Raw genomic sequence first — 19,804 nt, forward strand, 5'->3', positions numbered from 1 at the left:
TTTTTATAAGAAGACAAATATCAACACGTCTAGTACTAAACTTTTTGAATAGAAAGCTCTTCTTGCAATTCAACAAGAGATACACCTTTTTTTTCATAAGATTGTAAAAACTGAATTGTTTCTGAGATAACTTCCGCAAGGCGCTTCTTTGTTTGTGCTTCAAATTTATATGTAAATTTAGGTGAAGTTTGTGAAGCTCTTATCAGTAAAAAACTACTATCTTCAAAAACAACTCGAATCCCGTCAACATCAATCACTTCTTTTATCTTTTGTAAAAAAAGTGATTGATGTTCTATTTGCTCGCTAATAACATTTTTTATATCAGAAATAATATCCTCTTTAGCCTTATCTTCATAAGGAGAAGCGCCTCGTACTTCATTCGAAACAGGTCTCCAAGAGATAGCGTTAAAGAGATCGGTAATTTTATAATTATCTTGTGCAACTATAAAATTTTCTTTTGCTTCAAATTCATTTATAGTATCGACAATTTGCAGTAATTTAATTGCTGAAAAAATACCATCGTCGACCATTGCTTCTGGAACTTGTGGGCAAGTAGCATAAAAGAAATGCCCTGATGCTTCTGCAGACGTATAAGTTTTCTTTATGTCTTCTAATTTCTGATTTGTAGCTACATCGCAACTCTCTTGTAGTGATGCAATTTTTTCAATTTGCTTACGCACATAAGAACGATGATTTGGATAACCGCAAGGAATAAATTCACTGATAATACCATAGTTTTTTTGTTCGCGATACTGAGTAATTAATTCACCAACTACTGCTGTACCTCTCACATCTAAAGCTAAACCAACGTGTTCATTTTTTTTATACAAACATTGAAGTCCGTCTTTATTTTCTAACAAAAAGCGTATATAAAAAATAGCAAGTATACGTTCTGGATAAATAACCTGGCCGTCTTCACCTATGACACCCGAACGATCACCATCACCATCAAAAACGGCAGCAATCCATGGTCTTTCACCTGGTTGTAATGAGTTATTGAACTCTTTTACTTTTTCTTGGGCCATTTTGATTCCTTCTTCTTTAGAAGGATCTGCAGGGTGATTGGGAAATTCGCCATGTAAATCAGTAAACATCTCATATACTTCAACACCTAACTCCCGCAAAATATCCACAGCTTTACAACCTAGGCCATTACCTGCATCGAGGACTACGCGAAATGGTGTGGTGAATTTTTTATCATTACCAAGAATGCCAGCGAAATAAGTAACCATTGCACGCTGGTACTCATCATTAACATAATTTACTTGGTTAATGGTACCACCATTTTGATCTTTTTGTACTTGGTTTTCTATGATGTTATAATATATTTTCTTTAAGTTTTTTCCGTACAGAGCCTGTGGAAAACCATTTGTATCGGGGTGATCTTGATCATTTTGCTTACTGGTTATTTTAAATCCATTGTTGTAATAAGGGTTGTGCGAACCGGTGATTTGAATGGCAATATCATAATCGTTTTTTCGCTGTAAAATAGTCCAGCTTGTAGCGCCTGTTGGAACAGGGTCAGTGTTTATATCTACTTTGGCCCCTGCATTTTGGGCACCTTGTGCTAAAGCAGATCTTAAAGCTTCGGATGTTGGACGGTGGTCTGATGTAATAAGAAATCGAGGGGTTTGTTGCTTTAATGTATAGCTTGAAGCAAGAGACTGCCCTATCAAAAAAGCATCTTCTTCACGAAGATTAATCTTGGGACTTTTAGAAGTGACTTGTGCATCTCCTCTAACATCATATCCCTTAAAAATATTAATATCAATCGTTTGCCTTAAAGATTCTGCTCTTTGAGCTAAAGTTTCCAATTTTTTACTCCCTTTTACTTAAGATACACCAAAAGCATTTGATGTATCTCCCTGTTCTGTATTTCCTGATTTTTCGGGTGCTTAAAATTCGCGGACCTCTACTTACTTGAGTCAAGATTTAACTACTAGTGATTTGCAAGTATTTGCTCTAAATTGTTATAGCCTGAAGGTTGCTGAGTCCAGTAGTCAAGTATTTCATCTTGTATTATCCATGCACCGCTATACCCATCATTTGATGAAATGCGCACGAGCAAATCCTGATCATTGAATGTCCACTTGCGACTATCATTGTAGTAGTGTTCTATTTTCATTCCTTGGCGTGTTTTTATATGAAAATTATCCTCGGGCATATCCCAAGATCCATCTACAATAAACTGAATTACCTGGTAAAAATTACCTGATGGCAAGTGCCCTTGTTCAACAGCAATTCCAGAATCGTTTGGAAGCCCAAAAGCAGCACAGTGCTGAAATTTGGTGGCACACTCGTATATTTCTTGTTCTCTACCCCATTCATGGTGTAAGGTGACCATTACATTCGCTGCAAGGGCAAACCCATGAGGATTATCTAAATGATGATCAATTGCTTCAGTAAGGTATTCACACAATTGACTTGCTCCTGCTGAAAATCCAACAGTAAGTTTACCATTACTTGCTCTTTCTTGCAAAATTTTAGCAAATAGGTTTTCATCGTTACAGTAAAGGCGTCCTAGTTCTCGATAGCGTTTTATTCCAAGTAAACTATTTCCCCCTCCAAGAACAACAACTTGCGAACTTCTTAGCTTTTCAAAGAGTACATCTAGGTCTTCCCCAGATAGATTATCATTCCAGAAAAACGGCGAATATTCTAGTCCCCATTGTTTAAATTGATCAAAATACCAACGAAAATTTCCCCAGCTATAATCTTGTTGATGCTGTTCTTTCATTGACATCGGTAATTGTAGAATTGTTTTGTTATCATGACTCTTTAATGCTGGTTCTATAATCCAATTACGGTGTAAATATGGTGAACGGTTATGAGAGCTATATACTAGCGCAGTCGGCTGAAACATGAAAAATCCTTTCTTTGGCCATTATGTTATCTTTACAGTCCACAGCATTATCCATAATTTCACTTACTTTTCAAGAAAGAAAAGCTACATAACAAAGAATGGTTACCCAAAATTATTCCAGTGTGTGCAACGAACGAGTCTTACCAATTGTAAAAACAGTGTCTTTTATGATAAGAATAACAAACTGAGATATCACAAATAAAAGAAAAAAGAGACTACACTTGTTCTATTTAAATATATACTTCTGAGCCTCTAGTTCTGTGGTGTCGGAGTTTTTCGTAATTCGTAATCCAAAGAGAATCTTTGTAATTCTTTCGGGATTTTTCTTTAAAAAGTACTCAATTAAACTTCCTGCAACATCAAGACGAAAGTTAAATGGAGAACGGTTCTTTAGGGGAATTTTTTGGACATTGTTTTGTACCCAAATTGGCAAACGCGTACTGCGTAAGTTTTTTGATTTAGTAAAATTTGTTTTCCATAAGCGAATAGATCCATCTTCGGAAGCTGAAGCTAGCAGTTTACCATCCGGTGAAAAGTCAAGCCAGTAAACAGGGCCTGCGTGTGCTTTTATTTTTCTATTGAGAGTTGCCGTTGCAATTTCCCATAAAAAAATATGGCCATCATAAGACGATGTAACTAAAAATTTTTCATCAGGACTAAACGTTGCAGCGCCAGCACTTGAGTTTGTATTAAATTGTTTAACTTGTTCACCCGTTTTTAAATTCCAAAGCCGAATGCTCTGGTCAACAGAAGCGCTGGCTAATAATGTGCCTGAAGGGTTAAACTTTAACCAGTATCCTGGAGCAACATGTCCGCGCAATTTTTTTACAGGGATTTGCTTTTTGGCATTCCACACACCAATCATTTTGTCGTGGGCAAATGTCGCTATTGTTTCACCATCAGTGGCAATATCTGCAGCATAAACAAAGTCTGTATGCCCTAGTAATATTTTTAGGAGTTTTCCTGTTTGTATATCCCATAAACGCACACTGTGATCTGCAGAAACACTTACGAGTGTACGATCATCGTTACTCAAAGCTATGTTGTATATTTCGCCTTCATGCCCTTGCATCACGTGTATGGGCTCACCAGTTTTTGTATTCCAAATGCGAATGGTTTCATCAGAAGAGCATGAAATAATCTGTGTTGCATTTTCGTTAAAAATGGCTGTTTTAACTCGATCGGTGTGACCTATGAAATATTTTTTGCTCTTGGTTTTTACATTATAGAGACACACTTGATTGTCTCCACCGGCAGAGACTAACCAGTCGCCTGTTTTACTAAACACCGCTGAATATACTTCTCCTTGATGTAAGTTAAGTTTTTTATACGTGTCAGGAAGGTCCATATTCCACAAACGCAGCGTGTGATCTTCGGAACAAGAAACTAGGAAATCGCCTTTCGGAGATATATCAAGATCGACAACGATATCGCTGTGTCCCTTTAATTCACGCATTTGCCGAAAAGCTGTTGTGTCCCACATTTTAATTGTTTTGTCTTCTGACGCAGAGACAAGTACGTCTTTGTTTGGGTGAAAACGTACATCATATACGATGTCCTCATGACCTTTTAGCTCAGCAATTTGTCGTCCTGTTGTGGTTTGCCAAATTTTAATTGTTGTGTCTTCAGATCCAGAAGCAAGTAGAGTTCCTGTACTATTAAAATCTATGCCAAAGACAATATTACTGTGCCCAACAAAGGTCTGTAGTATTTTACCGGTTTTTACATTCCATAATTTAATTGTTTTGTCGTAAGAAGCTGAAGCTAGCGATTTTTGATCTGGACTAAAAATCGCTTTGGTAACTGCGTGTTCGTGTCCAGTGAAAGTAGAGATTAGTTTTTTTGTGGCCACATTCCATAACTTGATTGTTTTGTCTTCAGAAGCAGAAACTAAGTATTTACCATCACCACTAAATTGAACGGAAAGAACTCCTTCTTCATGACCAAGAAAAGTGTGAATATTACTCGCCGTTTTGATATTCCATAGTTTAATAGAATTGTCGTAACCACATGATGCGAGAATTTTTCCATTGGGACTAAACGCGACACAATTGACTTCTCCTGTATGACCTGTAAGAAGTTGATAGTGTTCTCCTGTTGTCATTTTCCATAGACGAATTGTTTTATCATGAGAAGCAGAGGCAACTAGTTCTCGCGTAGGATGAAAGGCAACACTATATACATAGTGAGAATGCCCATGAATGTTATTCTGTTCTTTTTTCGTTTTCATATCCCATAAACGCACTGTTTTATCTAACGATACAGAAACAATGGTATTTCCACTTTTGTTGAAATGAATGTCTGTTACCTCTTCTAAATGTCCTTCAAGTTTTGTGGTTATTTTTTTAGTTGTTAAGTCGGCGATATAAATAGCACTATCTGTTCCTGCCATTGCCAGTATTTTTTTATTTTGATCTATGTTAATATCAGTAATTATCGTACTGTTAGGAATGATATGAATTTCTTTTCCTGATTTTATATCCCAAAAGCGCGTTGTTCGGTCTTGAGAAGCGGAAACGATTGTTTTTCCTTCGAAAATTACATCATTTACCGTCGCAGTGTGCCCAAGAATATGTTGTATTTTTTTATATGTGTTGCTATTCCAAACGCTGATTGTTTTATCTTCTGAGCAAGAGGCAATGAGTTTACCATCCTGTGAGAAATCAATATCTGTTATACGATTTTGGTGTGCTGAGAGCTTTTTGATTTGTTTACCCGTTTGTATGTTCCAAAATGTTATATTGTGGCCATTTGCTGAAGCAAGAATACTTTCGTTAGGAGATATTTCTATGTCGGCGATTTGTTGTTGGGTTTCAATTACACGTAGTAAATTTCCGTTATCACTATTCCAAAAACGAATAGTATTATCTTCAGAAGAGGAAATAAGGGTTCCATTGCTCATAAACACAATGCTTGTCACTCTACCAAAATGGCCTGCGATGTTACGAAGTTTTGTGCCGTCGCGATTCCACAAGGCAATATCTCCGCTTTCAAGTGCCGTAGCTAGAATAGTTTCATCTTGGTTATAAGCAATTTTTGTGGCTGAAATGGCAAAATCGCGCGATTCCCACAATAAACCATAACGAAATAAAGAGGTACGAATATGACTATACGCTTGCTGGCGTATTTTTTGGGCATCTTCACTTTCTAGTTTTTGTGCAATACTAAGTGCTTTTCCTGCTAAAACTCCGCAACGACGCCATGATTGTGATATGGAAGCTTCCCGTGCTTTTGACATCATTATTTTTGCTGTTTGCAACGTCGCTTCTTGTCTTTGAGTTTCACTTTTTTGCCATTGTTCAAAAACGTACCATCCCCAAAAGCTAAGAACAAATAAAACACTTATAGCACTTGTTATTAAAATAGGATGGCGACGACAAAACTTTTTTATTTTAACTATTTGTCCTGGGGGTTTTGCTTGAATAGGACGATGGGCTAAGTAATTGCTCAAATCATTTGCAAATGATTGCGCGCTGGTATAACGCTTGTTTGGTTTTTTCTCTATTGCCTTTAAACAAATAGCCTCAAGTTCTTTATCTATTTCTGGATTAAGAGAACGCACTGAAATGGGATCATCGTGGAAAATTTGTTGTAGAATATTCGCTAAAGTTTTTCCTTGAAAAGGTACACGTCCACCTAAAAATTCATAGAGAAGAATGCCTAAAGAATAGACATCGGTCAAGTGAGATACCTTACTGCCCTCTCCTTGCTCAGGAGACATGTATGCAGGTGTTCCTAATATTTCGTTGGTCATAGATAAGTGATCTTCGGTTTGTGTACTCTTAGCTAAACCAAAATCCATAACTTTGGGGATACCTGTTTCGCCGATAATCATTATATTCTCAGGTTTTAAATCGCGATGTATTACACCTTCTTTATGAGCATAATCTACTGCATTTGCTACTTTAATTAATATTTCTAGAACTTGTTTTTGAGTATGTTTTTCATTTTTTAGGAAAGAGCGTAGTGATTCCCCATCGATGTACTCCATGGTAAAATAATGGTGATTATCGTGAAAACCGGTCTCATACAACGTTACAATATTAGGATGTTTGAGTTTGGCAGTGGTTTTAACTTCGCGGATAAATCTTTGCACCTGTTTTTCGTCGGCAAAATTTCCCGACAATAGAACTTTTAACGCACTGATTCGATCAGTTTGAGGATTATACACTTTGTAAACTAAGCCCATTCCACCACGACCAAGTTCTTCAACAACACGGTAGTCGGCAAATAGTTTTTCTTTTTTCATTTGCTGAATCACCATTGTTTTTTCTTTGTGAAGCTTCTTGTTTTTTTTAGCTTGGGAAGGTTGAAGCTGCATTGTGGCTCCAGAGGCGAATTCTTCTTCGCTTTCTGATGTATCACTACGATCGAAAATAAACGTTTCGTCAGTCAAGAAAACATCTTGGTCTACATTTGAGTGTTGATTGTCGGCAATAGTTTTTTCCGCAAAATTGCTTTGTTGCTGTGACTGATTTGGCTTATCAGAGAGATCTTTTTGTTGCGTTATATATGTTTGGCATTTCTCAATGATTTTTTGAGCTTTTACATTACCAGGGTTTGCAAGAAGAACTTGTTGCATGAAATGTAGAGCTTCTTCATGGCGTTTTAGCTTTAGAAGTAAGGTGCCTTTTTTGTGATGAAAAGCAGATGTTATTTCAATCATGTTTTCAAGGATGGTGAGAGCTTGCGCCCATTCTTTTTTCGCTATATATTCATTAAATTGGGATTTTAATTCTTTTATTTTTTTTAGCTTCATGGCTTTTCTCAACCTCTCAACACACATAGACAATACATTTCGATCTTATATTTTATCATTTGCAAATAACTTTAAAATCTAATAATCTATAAGAAGTATTTGACATTCCCTAAACATATAGATTACCATTTCACTGGATTCTTGTAAAGTGACCAACACATGAAAATTTTGGATCTTGTAAGTCAAAAAATTACCGAAGTACTTCTCTCAGAAAAAGGCAACGCCGACTTAGAAAATATTCCCAATGAGCTCAACTGTATGGGTTATGACAACTGGGGAATGAACCGCGATTCGGTAGCTGTAGCCCTGAGGTTTGTGAAGTATTTGTATAAGTATTTTCGCGTGGAAACAGAAGGCATTGAAAATATACCAAGTGGACGTGTACTTCTTGTCGCAAACCACAGTGGACAGCTACCTATAGATGGGGCTCTTATTTATTATGCTATGGCAACTCAGGCACAGCCTCCTAGAATAGCTAGAGCAATGTATGAACGCTTTGTTCCACGCGTTCCTTTTATTAGCACAATGATGTCGCGTTGCGGCCATGTTATTGGTGATCCTATTAATTGTAAGAAATTACTACTGAATAACGAAGCCGTTCTGGTATTTCCCGAAGGAGCAAAAGGATCAGGTAAATTATATTGGCAACGTTATAAACTACAAAAATTTGGGACAGGATTCATGCGTTTAGCACTAGAAACGCAAACCCCCATTATTCCTGTATCTGTTGTGGGAGCAGAAGAAATATACCCAGCACTATATAACTTTAAATTTTTAGCTAAATTACTTAAATTACCTTATTTTCCAATTACCCCAACTTGGCCACTTCTAGGCCCATTAGGTGCCGTACCATACCCTTCCAAAGTTTCTCTACATTTTGGTTCGCCACTCATTTTCGAAGGAGATTTTGATGGCACAGAGGAACATATCAATGAACTAGTGGATGTTGTGGTTCGTAAAATACAAACTAAAATAACTAACGTTTTAGAAACAAGAGCGTAAAAAAATGGAAAAAGTACTAATCACAGGTATGTCTGGTGGATTAGCGAATTTGCTTGCAGCAAAACTAGCTACTAAATTTACTATTGTAGGTGTTGATTTTAGAAAATATCCAGGTGTTTGGCCGTACCAAGGTGAATTTATTCATCTAGACTACACTAAAAGATCTTTTGGCGATATTTTTCACAAACATAAATTTAAAGCGGTTATTCACCTCGGACGTATAGGTAATCCAACAGAAAAATTTTATAAACGCTATAATTTAAATGTATTAGGAACGGCAAATATTCTAAATTTATGCACAAAACATCAAGTAGAAACAGTTTTAATTTTTTCGACATTTCATATCTACGGAGCTCACCAATACAATCCAGTAAACATTGACGAAGAGGCACCGTTACGCGCAGGGCAAATTTTTCCTGAAATTATAGATGCTGTTGAGCTTGATAACTTAGCAACTTCTTATTTTTGGAAAAACAGAAATGCAAGAACCATTATCCTTCGTCCGTGTAATATTATTGGCAGAGATATCAAAAACACTATGAGTAATTACTTCAGACGCTCGTACGTACCTTATTTGATGGGTTTTAATCCGATGCAGCAGTACATACACCAAGAAGATATCACAAATGCTATTATTCTTGCGATTGAAAATGAGAATATACACGGAGTGTACAATATTACGGGTGGTGAAGCTATTCCTGTTAAAGCAGCCATTAAAATTGCCCAGCAAAAAGGAGTTGCTGTTCCACATCATCTCGCTTATTCACTTGTTCATCGCTTGGCATACTTTGGTTTGGGTTTTCCTCATCATTTGTTGGATTATTTTAGATACCCAGTAATCATATCCGATCAAAAATTTCGCGATGTCACGGGTTTTACTAACCTACACAACATAAAAGAAACTATTGCCCAGTTATAAATATATTTAGAAGATTGCGAACTCTATGAATTTTAATCATACCTTCAAAAAAACACGGAGTTCGCAATTAAATTCTATTTATAAATTAGTGTAAGTAAATCGTACTGCACAGTACGCAATGCTTCCAATGAGTAGCAAAACAGAATACACAAATTGTCCCTTGCGTACTGTTGAAATTTGAACTTGCTTTTTTACCATTACTTTTGCCAAAATAAAACCGCCGAAACAAAATGCAATAGCTGACAACTGGCCTGCAATTGCCCATTCGATAGCCATTTGGGAATAAATAAGTCGGTACAACATTGTCAAAAACATTGTGAAGGTAAACCACAACCAAAACTGTTTGTAGCCTTCAATTTCTTCCGTTGTCTCCCCTTGATTTATATTGCGTAAAGTCGTCAACGAACGATAAAACGCAACCATAATAAAAATATCTAAGAAAAAGAAAACCTCTGTATAGTTGTGCTCTGCTAAAACAAATTGGCTTTGCATAGACAATAAACGCCCAGCTAAGCACAAAATAGAAGCTAAACCCACCGCAAAAGAAAACGAACGAAGTTTTTCTTCGCGAAAAATGCTAAAAGAAAATCCGATAACAATAGAATAAATCGTAATCATCATCTCAATTTTAAATGAATCCATAGTTGCTCCTTTCCAAAAAAATATACTGTTTTACATCTTGAGTATATAATACAATTTTGTGAAATAGCTAAGTAAAATTAAATTGTAAAACAAATGTAACTGCAAGTGAAATTCCGCATATAGCGCGCCAACTGATAAGGAAGTTTGCAAATGACAAAAACAAAATTCACTGCTGCGAACATCAAGCATCCAATTAACCTAACAAATAAAAACTATAATCAAAATAAAAATATACACCACAAATGGCTACGCGAAAATGCCCCTGTGTACAAAGGCAAAATGATGTTTATGAATGCTTATTTTCTATCACGTTATGAAGACTGCCTAAGTTTACTTAAAGATGCTCGCTTTATACGTAACCGTTCAACAGCAACAGGAAAAAGTAGTCCTTTTCCTTTTCCAATGCCTAAATCACTCCGATTATTAAGTAAAAGCATGATCACCGAAGACGGAACAGAACACCGCCGTTTGCGTAATTTAGTCCACAAAGCCTTTACTCCACGTCGTTTAAAAGCACTTAATGGCAGAATTGAAAGTTTGACTCACGAACTTCTTGATAAAACCAAAGGTCAAAAGCAAATTGATTTAAAAACAACTTACGCTTTGCCAATACCAGTAATAGTAATTAGTGAAATGGTAGGTATTTCTGCAGATGAAGTCCCACAGTTTACCGAATACTTAAAAACATTGACCAACGGATTTTCCAGTTGGAAAATCATTTTTACTATGTTTTGGAAAATGCCCAAAACGGTTAAATACGTACGAAACTTAATCAATAAGAAACGCTCTAATCCTCAAGATGACATTCTAACCGGGTTAATAGAGGCTCAGGAAGAAGGTAGTAAACTAAGTGAAGATGAATTAGTGTCACTAGTATTTTTACTAATCATAGCCGGGCACGAAACCACCGTTCACTTGATCACTAACTCTGTAATAACTTTGTTGACTTATCCACAACAACTAGCACTACTCAAAAGTGATATGACTTTAGTAGACTCGACGATAGAAGAAGTATTTCGTTACAACCCTCCTGTACAGACTACAAAGCCAAACTACGCTTCCGAAGATGTAACCTTGCATGGTGTAACCATTCCCAAAGGTTCAATGGTTTTTCCTCTACTAGGATCTGCAAATATGGACCCTGATAAATTTGAAAACCCCGAAACCTTTGACATCGCTCGTACACCAAATAAACATCTGGGGCTGGGCCAAGGGATTCACTATTGTTTAGGTGCACCGCTCGCACGTATGGAGACAAAATCCGCTCTACAAACATTGTTTGAACGCTACCCCAATGTTGAATTAGCGATACCCGCAGATAAACTAGAATTAGAAAAAATGCCAGGATGGCACAGGTACAAAAGTTTGCCTGTGAATTTGAATTGATAAAGCATTTTTAAAGTCAAATTTCTTATGAAAGATAACATACATATGAAAGATTCAGAGTCTCTAAAACATGACTTATTTGAAAAGAAATACTCAGAACTGACTCCTGAAGATATTGAATATTGTAAGACTCTTGATTCATTGGACATGAAATGTATAAATCTTGAAGGTTTATTAGATAAAATTCCGTTTTCTTCTAATTTATCTTATTTAACGTTAATGGATAATCACCTTACGTATTTGTCAGAGAAAATAGGAAATTTAGTTAATTTGACTCACTTGAAAATCATTGATAACATGCTAACATTTGTTCCTCGACAAATAGGAAATCTAAAACGTCTGAATGTACTACATATCGAAAATAGCGGTCTTGTTTCTTTACCCGACGAAGTCAGAAAACTTCAAAACTTACACGAACTCTCTTTAATAAATAATCAAATCGTAAGCATACCACCAGCGGTTTTTTATTTGCGTAATTTGAACGTTCTCCATCTTGCAAATAATAAAATAGCACACATTCCAAAGGGAGTTCGTGATTTAAACTGTTGTAAAGTATTTGATTTTTCAAAAAATCAAATAACAGAATTACCTAGTCAGGTAAGTGAGTTAAAAGAGTTAACACATCTATGGTTAGGCGATAACTGCTTTTCCTTTTTTCCCGAAACTATCTACAATCTCCAGCAATTATCTACATTAGGCCTAGAAGGAAATCAGATTTCACATATTTCGAAAAAAATTGCTCACTTGCAAAACTTAACAGATTTCCGCCTTGACGACAATCGATTTATGTTAATTCCACGAGAAATTGGTCAACTAAAAAAGTTGTACCATTTGGATATTTCAAGAAATCGAATTAGTAAGATACCTGATGAAATTTGTGGGTTAGGGGATTTGCAATATTTTCGTATGAATAATAATGAAATAAAGTCTCTTCCTAAAGATATTGGAAAGTTAAAAAAGTTGCATTCTCTGAATATTTCGGGAAACCAAATAAACTCCCTTCCTAAAGATATTGGGAAGTTAAAAAAGTTGCATTCTCTGGATATTTCGGGAAACCAAATAAACTCCCTTCCGCGATCATTTTCTCAATTACAAAACTTGGAATATTTGAAAATAGATTCTCATAACATTAGAGACTACATCGAGAATCACTTTCAAGATAGGGATATATTTTCTGAAAAGTACGACGCTCGTCAAATTATAGTAAAGGTAACGGTTCGATATGGTGATCGCTGTGTAGATCTTCCAACTATGTTTGGTAAGGATTTTATCTTGGAAACACTAGAGTTAACTTGAAATACAAAAATGAATTTGTGTCTGTTGAGAATTAGTAATGTGATCTATAAATAAGTAAAAAATTGTGATCACAAGCAATAACGGAATGATCGAATACTCTTGGTGTTTTTCTGCGGTAATGTAATTAAATACTACTAGTAAACAAAATACAACAACGTTAACATAGGCGAATTTTTTTACGCTTTTTCAGATTCAATGGTTTTAGTGGTATCCTTCATCACTTTATTTACAAAAGCGATATTATCATTATTATTTTTAAGCATCGATAACAATGTATTTTTTGTCTGGAATGGCGCTACACGACAAAAAGTATCCTTCGGGAATATCGTCTGTATCTACATCATGTGTATAACTAATTTTCCCTTTTATTAAACGTACTAGACAAGTATGACAATTTCCAGCGCGGCAGCCAGACTCTAACTCAATACCATTTTCTTCTGCAAATTCCAGTATATTCTGATTTTCGATATAAAAATTGAGATGTTTGCGCGATTTAGCAAAGTACACATAAAAAAAGTTCTCGTTTACTTCTTCTTCGTAAGGCTTTGTTTTTCTTCGACGAATAATTTGAGTGATTTGCTGCGCTGTGTCTATTTTTGCTCCTTGGCGTAGCAGTGCAGTTTTAACTTCTCTAAGTAAATAGTTTTCTAGCTCTGCAATACAATCTAGATGGCAACCATTCTCTGACCAACTAATCACTTCCCTTAGTAGATCGCTACGAGGCCATTTACGTATAGTAAGAACGTGTTCAGGATTACAAAGTACGCGTTGGATATTGCGCAGTTTTTCTTTGCTGTACAAAATTTGACTTTCAACTGTCTGCGGCAATATTTGTAGTGATGAGTTTTTTGCCAAGATTTCTTCATAATCATTATTAACGAGTGCGTTACTAGTATTCTTTTCAACTATAGGAACTAATTGTTGGTAGGCGTGAACGAAATCAATGTACATCTTTTCTACTTCTTCCCGACGATAACGTATAACAAAAGCAATAAGAAACCAATCTTTGCATGTTGTTACAAATTCGAAAGGATTAGGTATATAAGATAGGACAAACGACAGTATTGAGTTTTTCGTTGTTCGCAAAACTTGTTCATCGGTAAGAAGATCTAAGTCTAAGTACATTTCTTCTAAATGTCTCCGTATTTCAAGAACTTCTTTAATCGCAAAACTTGGTTTTGTTAATTTTTGCCACTGTAATGGCGTGAGTAAATAATGATATTCTTCTAAATCAAAACCGCGAAAACGAAAATTTTTGGACAAAGCCATTCTTGCGAATATTACATCACTTGTCAGTATATTTGTTTTACTCTTTTCTTTATCACGTTTTCGCTTTACTGCCCATAACATTTTCCACGAGTAGTAAATGTTGTAGACGTAACTAGTCACTACTTTAACTATGGTATCAAAAAAATGGATGACAATGATAAAGTACAATCCTATTGTTTGTTGCGCTAACCTTAATAGCGGCACAAAATAAATAACAAGCCACTCTAGTGGTCCTGGTCTACCAGCATCTTCACTTAACCATTCATTTACTTTTTTTTTCTGTTCTTTCCATATTTTTTTACGCACTTTAAGGTCGGAAACAATCTCCTTTAAAAAACCACTCTTTTTATCCCTTTGTAGTTGTGTGGCAATTTTTTTCTTTTTAGGTCTTGTTTTCTTAATTATTGACGCGTATAGTTCGCGATGAATATCTGTTTGGGATACACCGTTTTCTTCAAGATCAATTGCCAACTGTCCGGCCATTTGTGGACTTGCAAAAATATAGAATTTACCAGTAAAAGATGGTAGTGTCTGTGACAATAAATCAATGGTGATTTTACCTTCGTAGTTATAGTCTTTTCCTTCTATATCATCTTCAAAAGGTTCACTGTAGCAAACAATAACCTGTATATTATTATGAGTAGAAAATTGTTGTAATTGATCGCGAAAGATATGTCTGTCGCTGTCACGTGTACCATAAAAAATGCATATATTAGGTATTGAATTTGCAAGCATAAGAGTAGAAACCATTGCCAGGACCGAAGCGATCTGGTCATCGATTGCAATAAAAATGTAAGAATTTGTTGGAAGTAAGTCAATGGAGCTAGGAATAAAAGAAACTTCAACGATATCACCAACCGTAGCACAAGTATTCAAAAAATCAGAAACTGGTCGTTTGCGCTCAACAACAATATGGTAGTAGTAAGGATTAGGTGGACTTGCAATGTGGTACGAGGAGTAATGTGACTTATCCAAATATAATAACATCAATTTACTCAAAGATAAAAACAAAAGCGGTTTGCCATCGCATGGTACTAAATAGAAAGAGTAAGTGTCTTGCGCTTCGCAGACTTTCCGCTGGATATAACAAGCGCGTCTTTTTTTTGAAAAATTCTGATCGCAATTATCTTTTTTTAAAAACAAGTAACGGTGTGCTTTATCAACAGCAGCATTAAATTCTTGGTTTGTCATCGTAAGTTTTTGTCGTGGAAGTTTTACAGTAATTTTACACGGGTGATTAGAAATTTGTTTTTTCACAAGACTATCTATCCGTACACATCCATGTATAAATTTGGATATCTCTTTGTCGCTTTTAGTCGCAAATTTTTTATCTTGAAGAAATTTGTCAGCAAGTAGAGTATAGATTCTCTGTGTTTCTTTTTTTAAGTTAAATGACTGTTCAAACATTTTTAACCTCAAGTGATGTGAGATTAGACATCAAAGGTTGATTTATCCCACAAAATAAGTACCTCAATGTTGAATTAGCGATACCCACAGATAAATTAGAATTAGAAAAAATGCCAGGATGACACAGGTACAAAAATTTGCCTATGAATTTGAATTAGGATGTGTTATCGACGAATAAAAATTCTTATGTTCTGTTAAAGTTCAAAATTCCAAAAATTTACGGTAAATTATTGTAATCTTCGTCGTCGCTCTTAAAACTTTTTGCGACTTGCTTAAAAAGATATATTACATTTTGGTAACCATAATCTTATTTTTTCTTGTTCTTTTTTACTTATTGGGTTTCCTATCAAAGATAGGTAAGTAAGATTAGAGAGTTGCATTATCTCTCTTGGTATTTTTGTTAATTGGTTGTAAGATAAATTAAGGTGATTAAAATTAGGAAGTTGACATATTTCAGGAGGTAACTTTGTGAATTTATTACTCGTTAGATCTAAGTAAGTGAGATTAGAGAGTTTATTTATTTTAAACGGTAATTTAGTTAATTGATTATAACCAAGATATAGAGAAATAAGGTTAGGAAGTTTTTCTATCTCAGGAAGTAACTTTGTAAATTTGTTCCGGTTCAAATTTAAGTGAGCGAGATTAGAAAGTTGTATTATTTCTTTTGGTAACTCTACTAGTTGATTATAGTCTAAATCTAGGTAGGTGAGAAGGGAAAGTTTCCCTATTTTATAAGATAATTTTGTTAGCTTATTACCAGTCAGGTCTAGGTAAGTAAGATTAGAAAGTTGAAACATTTTTACAGGTATTTGTGTAAGTTGGTTGTTACTTAGGTCTAAGTGAGTAATTTTAGTTAGAGTCATAACATGCTGTATGTCATGATTAAAAAAACCTAAATATTGACTACCTTGTAACCTCCATTTTATTGGAACAATACTTTTTTGTTTCTTTGCGGTGCCATATACCGTAATAAAATTACGGTATGAAAATGAAAAAGTCTTAATTTGGATATTTTTTCCATGCATTCTTGTTAGGTGAATTTTAGCTTTGGAATATTGTCTCACAAAAGCGATTAATAAGAATAGTGACGCAATTGATATCAGTAACACACTCCTAAATATTCTTATCCAACACCTTCTTTTTTGTTCTTTCATGATTATGCCTTTTACAAAAGCGAATGTTATCATTTGTTGTTTTTAAGCATCGATAACAATATATTTTTTGTCTGGAATGACACTACATGATAAAAAGTATCCTTCGGGAATATCGTCTGTACAAGGTATTGCTAGTGCCATTGAATCTGTTGGTGCTTTTGTATTGTATCTTCCGCCATACTCTCCTGAGCTTTCTCCTATTGAGAATTGCTGGTCTAAAGTTAAATCTATCTTACGAAAAATAGTTGCTAGAGATGACAACTACTAATAGTTTCTACTATTTTGATTCTTAGGTCTGTTGAATACGCTTTCACACTCCTTTCTCCTAATAATTTAAAGTATTGTAGCAATAAATGTACTTCAAACAAAATCGAAACCTGTAATTTTTTACGACTTGTTCCAATTGAAAAAGCTAAATTAGTATACAAACCCTTTAATACGAAGTAAAGGTTGATCTAACAAGAGATTAACCGAGATTTGGTAAGTCGTTTTTAACGGAGAAAATAAAAAGGAAGGAAGATAAAAGTATTTGGAAAGAAAAAGTTATAATAGTTCCCTGATCCAAGAATAAAAAGCCTTCGGCGAGGAAGGCAACTTTGAAGGGAACTATCAATGTCTAATATAACAATATGCTTACCAATAATGCTATATATTTCTAATTTATTACTAACAAACCAAGAGGAAGTAAACAAATATTTAGAAGGTCCATGTAAATATCTAAAGATTAGAAGAAGAATAGATTTTTTGATGACGTTTTTAGTGATGCATATAACTGGATATCGATGTATTTACGAGTATGAAAAAAGTTATCAAAATGTGAAAAGTATTGGCTTCTCAATATTCGGAGCAGGAAAAGCAAGATCCATTTTGAAATCAATAAGTAATTCAATGCTAAGTTGGAAATTATTACTTTTGCAAAGAGCAATAGTTGAAAAAGTTTGCCCAGAACTCACAAAAGATAAAAAGAAAATAAAAGTAAAAGGCGAAAAAGTAATAGAAGAAACACTTGATATCGATGGGTTTTCAGTTGTCTCATTTTCAGACAAAAGAGAAGGATCTTTGTTGGGTCATCACAGAAGATATCGAGGAAAACCAACTTTGCAATCATCTGTGGCATTTATTGGAAAAATTTTTGTGGATATCAAGTTGTTTGCTGGTAATGTGAATGTTTGCGTTCATTTCCAAAAAGCGGTAAAGAGAGTACGATCTCTAGGTTACGCATTTTCTGCTGTTAGAGCAGATACTGCTTATGGCAAAGTAGAGAACCTGCTGTTTCTTGAAAAGCTTTCTCTTTCTTATGTCTTAGGCATTTGTACCTCTCTTATCTCTTTGAAGAAAGCTAAAGTAAAATTCAAAAAGTTAGCGGCAAAACGATCTGCAAAAATTGTTCATATTGACAAAGGTAGTGCAATTCTTGACTTGGGATTTATTAATGTTGCTTCTGCTAGAAATGAACCTGTTTATCGACGTGTTGTTTTGTGCAGAAGAATACATCGCAAGAAAAAGAAAGGCAAGTGGAAGATTAAAACCTATTTTTATGCACTTGTTACCGATCTAGAGTGGTCTCCGCGCAAAATTTTCTCTTTTTACCATCAACGCCAAAACATAGAAAATGCACTCAAAGAAGCACAACATCATTATTTCTTTGCTAAGCTTTGCTCTCATACTTCTATCAAAGCTAATGAGTTTTGGATGACTACCAAGGTTTTTGCTATGACTATGGCTAAAATTTTTGCTTATTGCATTTTGTCGGTTCGTTTTCAAACGATGTACTTGAGAAGTATTATTCGTAAATTTTTTGCAAATTCTATTCACTATGTTCTAAATTTTCAAGTTCATCTGACTCCCAAATGCAAGCATTTATGGCACATACGGCGAATTTTTGCAAAAATTTGTCAAAATGATATTAACTCTCAAGCTTTTATTATTGCGGCTTAGAAGCCGCACACTAAATCTCGGTTAAGGACACTAGCCATATTAAAAGGAGTGACTCGGTTTTACTCTGGCTCGGTTTTACTGACTCGATTTTTGATGAGCAATTTTCTAAATTTCCAAAGTAAACATCTTCGCGAAAACTACAATAAAAATGACTATTGTTCAACCTATACTCTATTTTGTGTCTAAGAAAAAAGCACAACGAAAATATTCTGTATGATTTTTAATTTTATTGAACGTTTTAGATTTTATTCTGATTTGTAAATAAAATGGCCCTTCTAGTTTTTTCAAAAAGTTGGCTTAATATCGGTGCCAGGGTCTGTCCATTTTTGGAAACTGTTATTTTGTAAATTGGAATTTCAAACACTACCTTAACTTTTTACGTTTTACTGTGTATTAAAATACTATTATGCAGTTTTATTGGAGAAGTTAAGTATGTTATGGGAGAGTTTTGTTTCTGTAATTCAGAGTGTTTTGTTTACTACTGCCCAGTGTTGCAATGGTAGTTTAGGTTTAGGTATTCTTATTGTTTCTGTAGTTTTTAGGTTACTATTTTTGCCTCTAAATTGGAAAATAGCTAAAATGATGGCTTTTCGTAGCGAGAAGTTACGCGAAATACGTCCACAATTAGAATCCATACGGAAAAAATATCGTAATGATCCACGAACGTCAATGAATAAAACTTTTGAGTTATTGAGATCTCACAACGTTCAAGGGTTTTCCTGGCTAAACCTTCTTGGCTTTTTGCAAGTACCATTTGTATTGGCGATTATGTCAGTAGTAAAAAAAGTAGAGGTCAGTTTTCTATGGATTAAAAATATTGCGCGGCCGGATTTCATTTTGGCGTTCGCGATAGGTACTATCTCATATTTATTAGTTCTACTTTCTCCAGAAATGCAGCATAAAGAGGTGCTAGCCACTCTTTTGACTATAGTTACGGTAGTTTCAATGTCTTATGTTGCTGCTGGATTCGCTTTGTATGTATTTGTAGCTAGCTGTTTTTCTTTTGCCGAAAAGCTAGTTTTGCAACGTGTAATAAATAAACGTGAATCGTAAATATTTGTAGTGTGCTGGCTATGTACAAACTCTTTATCATTTTTTATCTTGTAACATGATTAAAACTAAAACAAGTTTGTATACACGGCCTAGCACTTTTTCGTTTTTTATTTTTG

The 19,804-nt window shown here is 34.9% G+C and carries 12 protein-coding genes and 1 pseudogene; 7 read left to right on the top strand and 6 right to left on the bottom strand.

The annotated features are described in order from the left end of the window. Positions 1–35: 35 nt before the first annotated feature. The 3 genes from UABHE_RS06585 to UABHE_RS06595 form a co-directional block, all read right to left on the bottom strand. Positions 36–1,814: a hypothetical protein gene (locus tag UABHE_RS06585; RefSeq protein WP_372369460.1), complete on the bottom strand. Its 1,779-nt coding sequence runs from the start codon at positions 1,812–1,814 to the stop codon at positions 36–38. A 125-nt stretch (positions 1,815–1,939) separates the two neighbouring features. Further along, positions 1,940–2,863: a Type 1 glutamine amidotransferase-like domain-containing protein gene (locus UABHE_RS06590; protein WP_372369461.1), complete on the bottom strand. Its 924-nt coding sequence runs from the start codon at positions 2,861–2,863 to the stop codon at positions 1,940–1,942. A gap of 226 nt (positions 2,864–3,089) precedes the next feature. After that, a complete protein-coding gene (locus tag UABHE_RS06595; RefSeq protein WP_372369462.1) occupies positions 3,090–7,622 on the bottom strand; it encodes a protein kinase in 4,533 nt (1,510 codons plus the stop codon). 159 nt (positions 7,623–7,781) lie between these two features. Between UABHE_RS06595 and UABHE_RS06600 the strand changes: the two genes are divergently transcribed. Together UABHE_RS06600 and UABHE_RS06605 are read left to right on the top strand one after the other, a co-directional pair. Continuing rightward, complete coding sequence (locus UABHE_RS06600; protein WP_372369463.1) at positions 7,782–8,624, top strand: lysophospholipid acyltransferase family protein; 843 nt, start codon at positions 7,782–7,784, stop codon at positions 8,622–8,624. A 4-nt stretch (positions 8,625–8,628) separates the two neighbouring features. Beyond that, complete coding sequence (locus UABHE_RS06605; protein WP_372369464.1) at positions 8,629–9,543, top strand: NAD-dependent epimerase/dehydratase family protein; 915 nt, start codon at positions 8,629–8,631, stop codon at positions 9,541–9,543. Between the two features lie 78 nt (positions 9,544–9,621). Here UABHE_RS06605 and UABHE_RS06610 read toward each other — a convergent pair whose 3' ends face one another. Beyond that, positions 9,622–10,185, bottom strand: a complete 564-nt coding sequence (locus tag UABHE_RS06610; protein ID WP_372369465.1) for a hypothetical protein — start codon at positions 10,183–10,185, stop codon at positions 9,622–9,624. A 150-nt stretch (positions 10,186–10,335) separates the two neighbouring features. Here UABHE_RS06610 and UABHE_RS06615 point away from each other — a divergent pair, with 150 nt between their 5' ends. Next, positions 10,336–11,571 carry a cytochrome P450 gene (locus UABHE_RS06615; protein ID WP_372369466.1) on the top strand — a complete coding sequence of 412 codons (1,236 nt, stop codon included), beginning with the start codon at positions 10,336–10,338 and terminating at the stop codon, positions 11,569–11,571. Between the two features lie 45 nt (positions 11,572–11,616). Continuing rightward, positions 11,617–12,867: a leucine-rich repeat domain-containing protein gene (locus tag UABHE_RS06620; RefSeq protein ID WP_372369467.1), complete on the top strand. Its 1,251-nt coding sequence runs from the start codon at positions 11,617–11,619 to the stop codon at positions 12,865–12,867. Positions 12,868–13,122: 255 nt separating this feature from the next. Here UABHE_RS06620 and UABHE_RS06625 read toward each other — a convergent pair whose 3' ends face one another. Together UABHE_RS06625 and UABHE_RS06630 are read right to left on the bottom strand one after the other, a co-directional pair. Beyond that, positions 13,123–15,543: a flavin reductase family protein gene (locus tag UABHE_RS06625; RefSeq protein ID WP_372369468.1), complete on the bottom strand. Its 2,421-nt coding sequence runs from the start codon at positions 15,541–15,543 to the stop codon at positions 13,123–13,125. 272 nt (positions 15,544–15,815) lie between these two features. After that, positions 15,816–16,652, bottom strand: a complete 837-nt coding sequence (locus UABHE_RS06630) for a leucine-rich repeat domain-containing protein (RefSeq protein ID WP_372369469.1) — start codon at positions 16,650–16,652, stop codon at positions 15,816–15,818. 205 nt (positions 16,653–16,857) lie between these two features. On the opposite strand from UABHE_RS06630, the pseudogene UABHE_RS06635 reads away from it, so the two are divergent. From UABHE_RS06635 to UABHE_RS06645, 3 genes and pseudogenes are all read left to right on the top strand, one after another. Continuing rightward, a pseudogene (locus UABHE_RS06635) lies at positions 16,858–16,950 on the top strand (transposase); the annotation flags it as partial. A 359-nt stretch (positions 16,951–17,309) separates the two neighbouring features. Further along, positions 17,310–18,635: a transposase gene (locus tag UABHE_RS06640; protein WP_372369470.1), complete on the top strand. Its 1,326-nt coding sequence runs from the start codon at positions 17,310–17,312 to the stop codon at positions 18,633–18,635. A 432-nt stretch (positions 18,636–19,067) separates the two neighbouring features. Beyond that, the gene (locus UABHE_RS06645) at positions 19,068–19,688 is read left to right on the top strand and encodes a YidC/Oxa1 family membrane protein insertase (protein WP_372369471.1); all 621 of its coding nucleotides are present in this window, start codon (positions 19,068–19,070) and stop codon (positions 19,686–19,688) included. Positions 19,689–19,804: the final 116 nt, after the last annotated feature.

The sequence above is a fragment of the Candidatus Uabimicrobium helgolandensis genome, from assembly GCF_041508025.1.
GTDB classification, from domain to species: domain Bacteria; phylum Planctomycetota; class Uabimicrobiia; order Uabimicrobiales; family Uabimicrobiaceae; genus Uabimicrobium; species Uabimicrobium helgolandensis.

Coding starts and splice junctions, on each gene's coding strand:
- UABHE_RS06590 (WP_372369461.1), bottom strand. CDS start 2,863: ATGTTTCAGCCGACTGCGCTAGTATATAGCTCTCATAACCGTTCACCA.
- UABHE_RS06620 (WP_372369467.1), top strand. CDS start 11,617: ATGAAAGATTCAGAGTCTCTAAAACATGACTTATTTGAAAAGAAATAC.
- UABHE_RS06615 (WP_372369466.1), top strand. CDS start 10,336: ATGACAAAAACAAAATTCACTGCTGCGAACATCAAGCATCCAATTAAC.
- UABHE_RS06645 (WP_372369471.1), top strand. CDS start 19,068: ATGTTATGGGAGAGTTTTGTTTCTGTAATTCAGAGTGTTTTGTTTACT.
- UABHE_RS06640 (WP_372369470.1), top strand. CDS start 17,310: ATGTCTAATATAACAATATGCTTACCAATAATGCTATATATTTCTAAT.
- UABHE_RS06625 (WP_372369468.1), bottom strand. CDS start 15,543: ATGTTTGAACAGTCATTTAACTTAAAAAAAGAAACACAGAGAATCTAT.
- UABHE_RS06605 (WP_372369464.1), top strand. CDS start 8,629: ATGGAAAAAGTACTAATCACAGGTATGTCTGGTGGATTAGCGAATTTG.
- UABHE_RS06610 (WP_372369465.1), bottom strand. CDS start 10,185: ATGGATTCATTTAAAATTGAGATGATGATTACGATTTATTCTATTGTT.
- UABHE_RS06600 (WP_372369463.1), top strand. CDS start 7,782: ATGAAAATTTTGGATCTTGTAAGTCAAAAAATTACCGAAGTACTTCTC.
- UABHE_RS06595 (WP_372369462.1), bottom strand. CDS start 7,622: ATGAAGCTAAAAAAAATAAAAGAATTAAAATCCCAATTTAATGAATAT.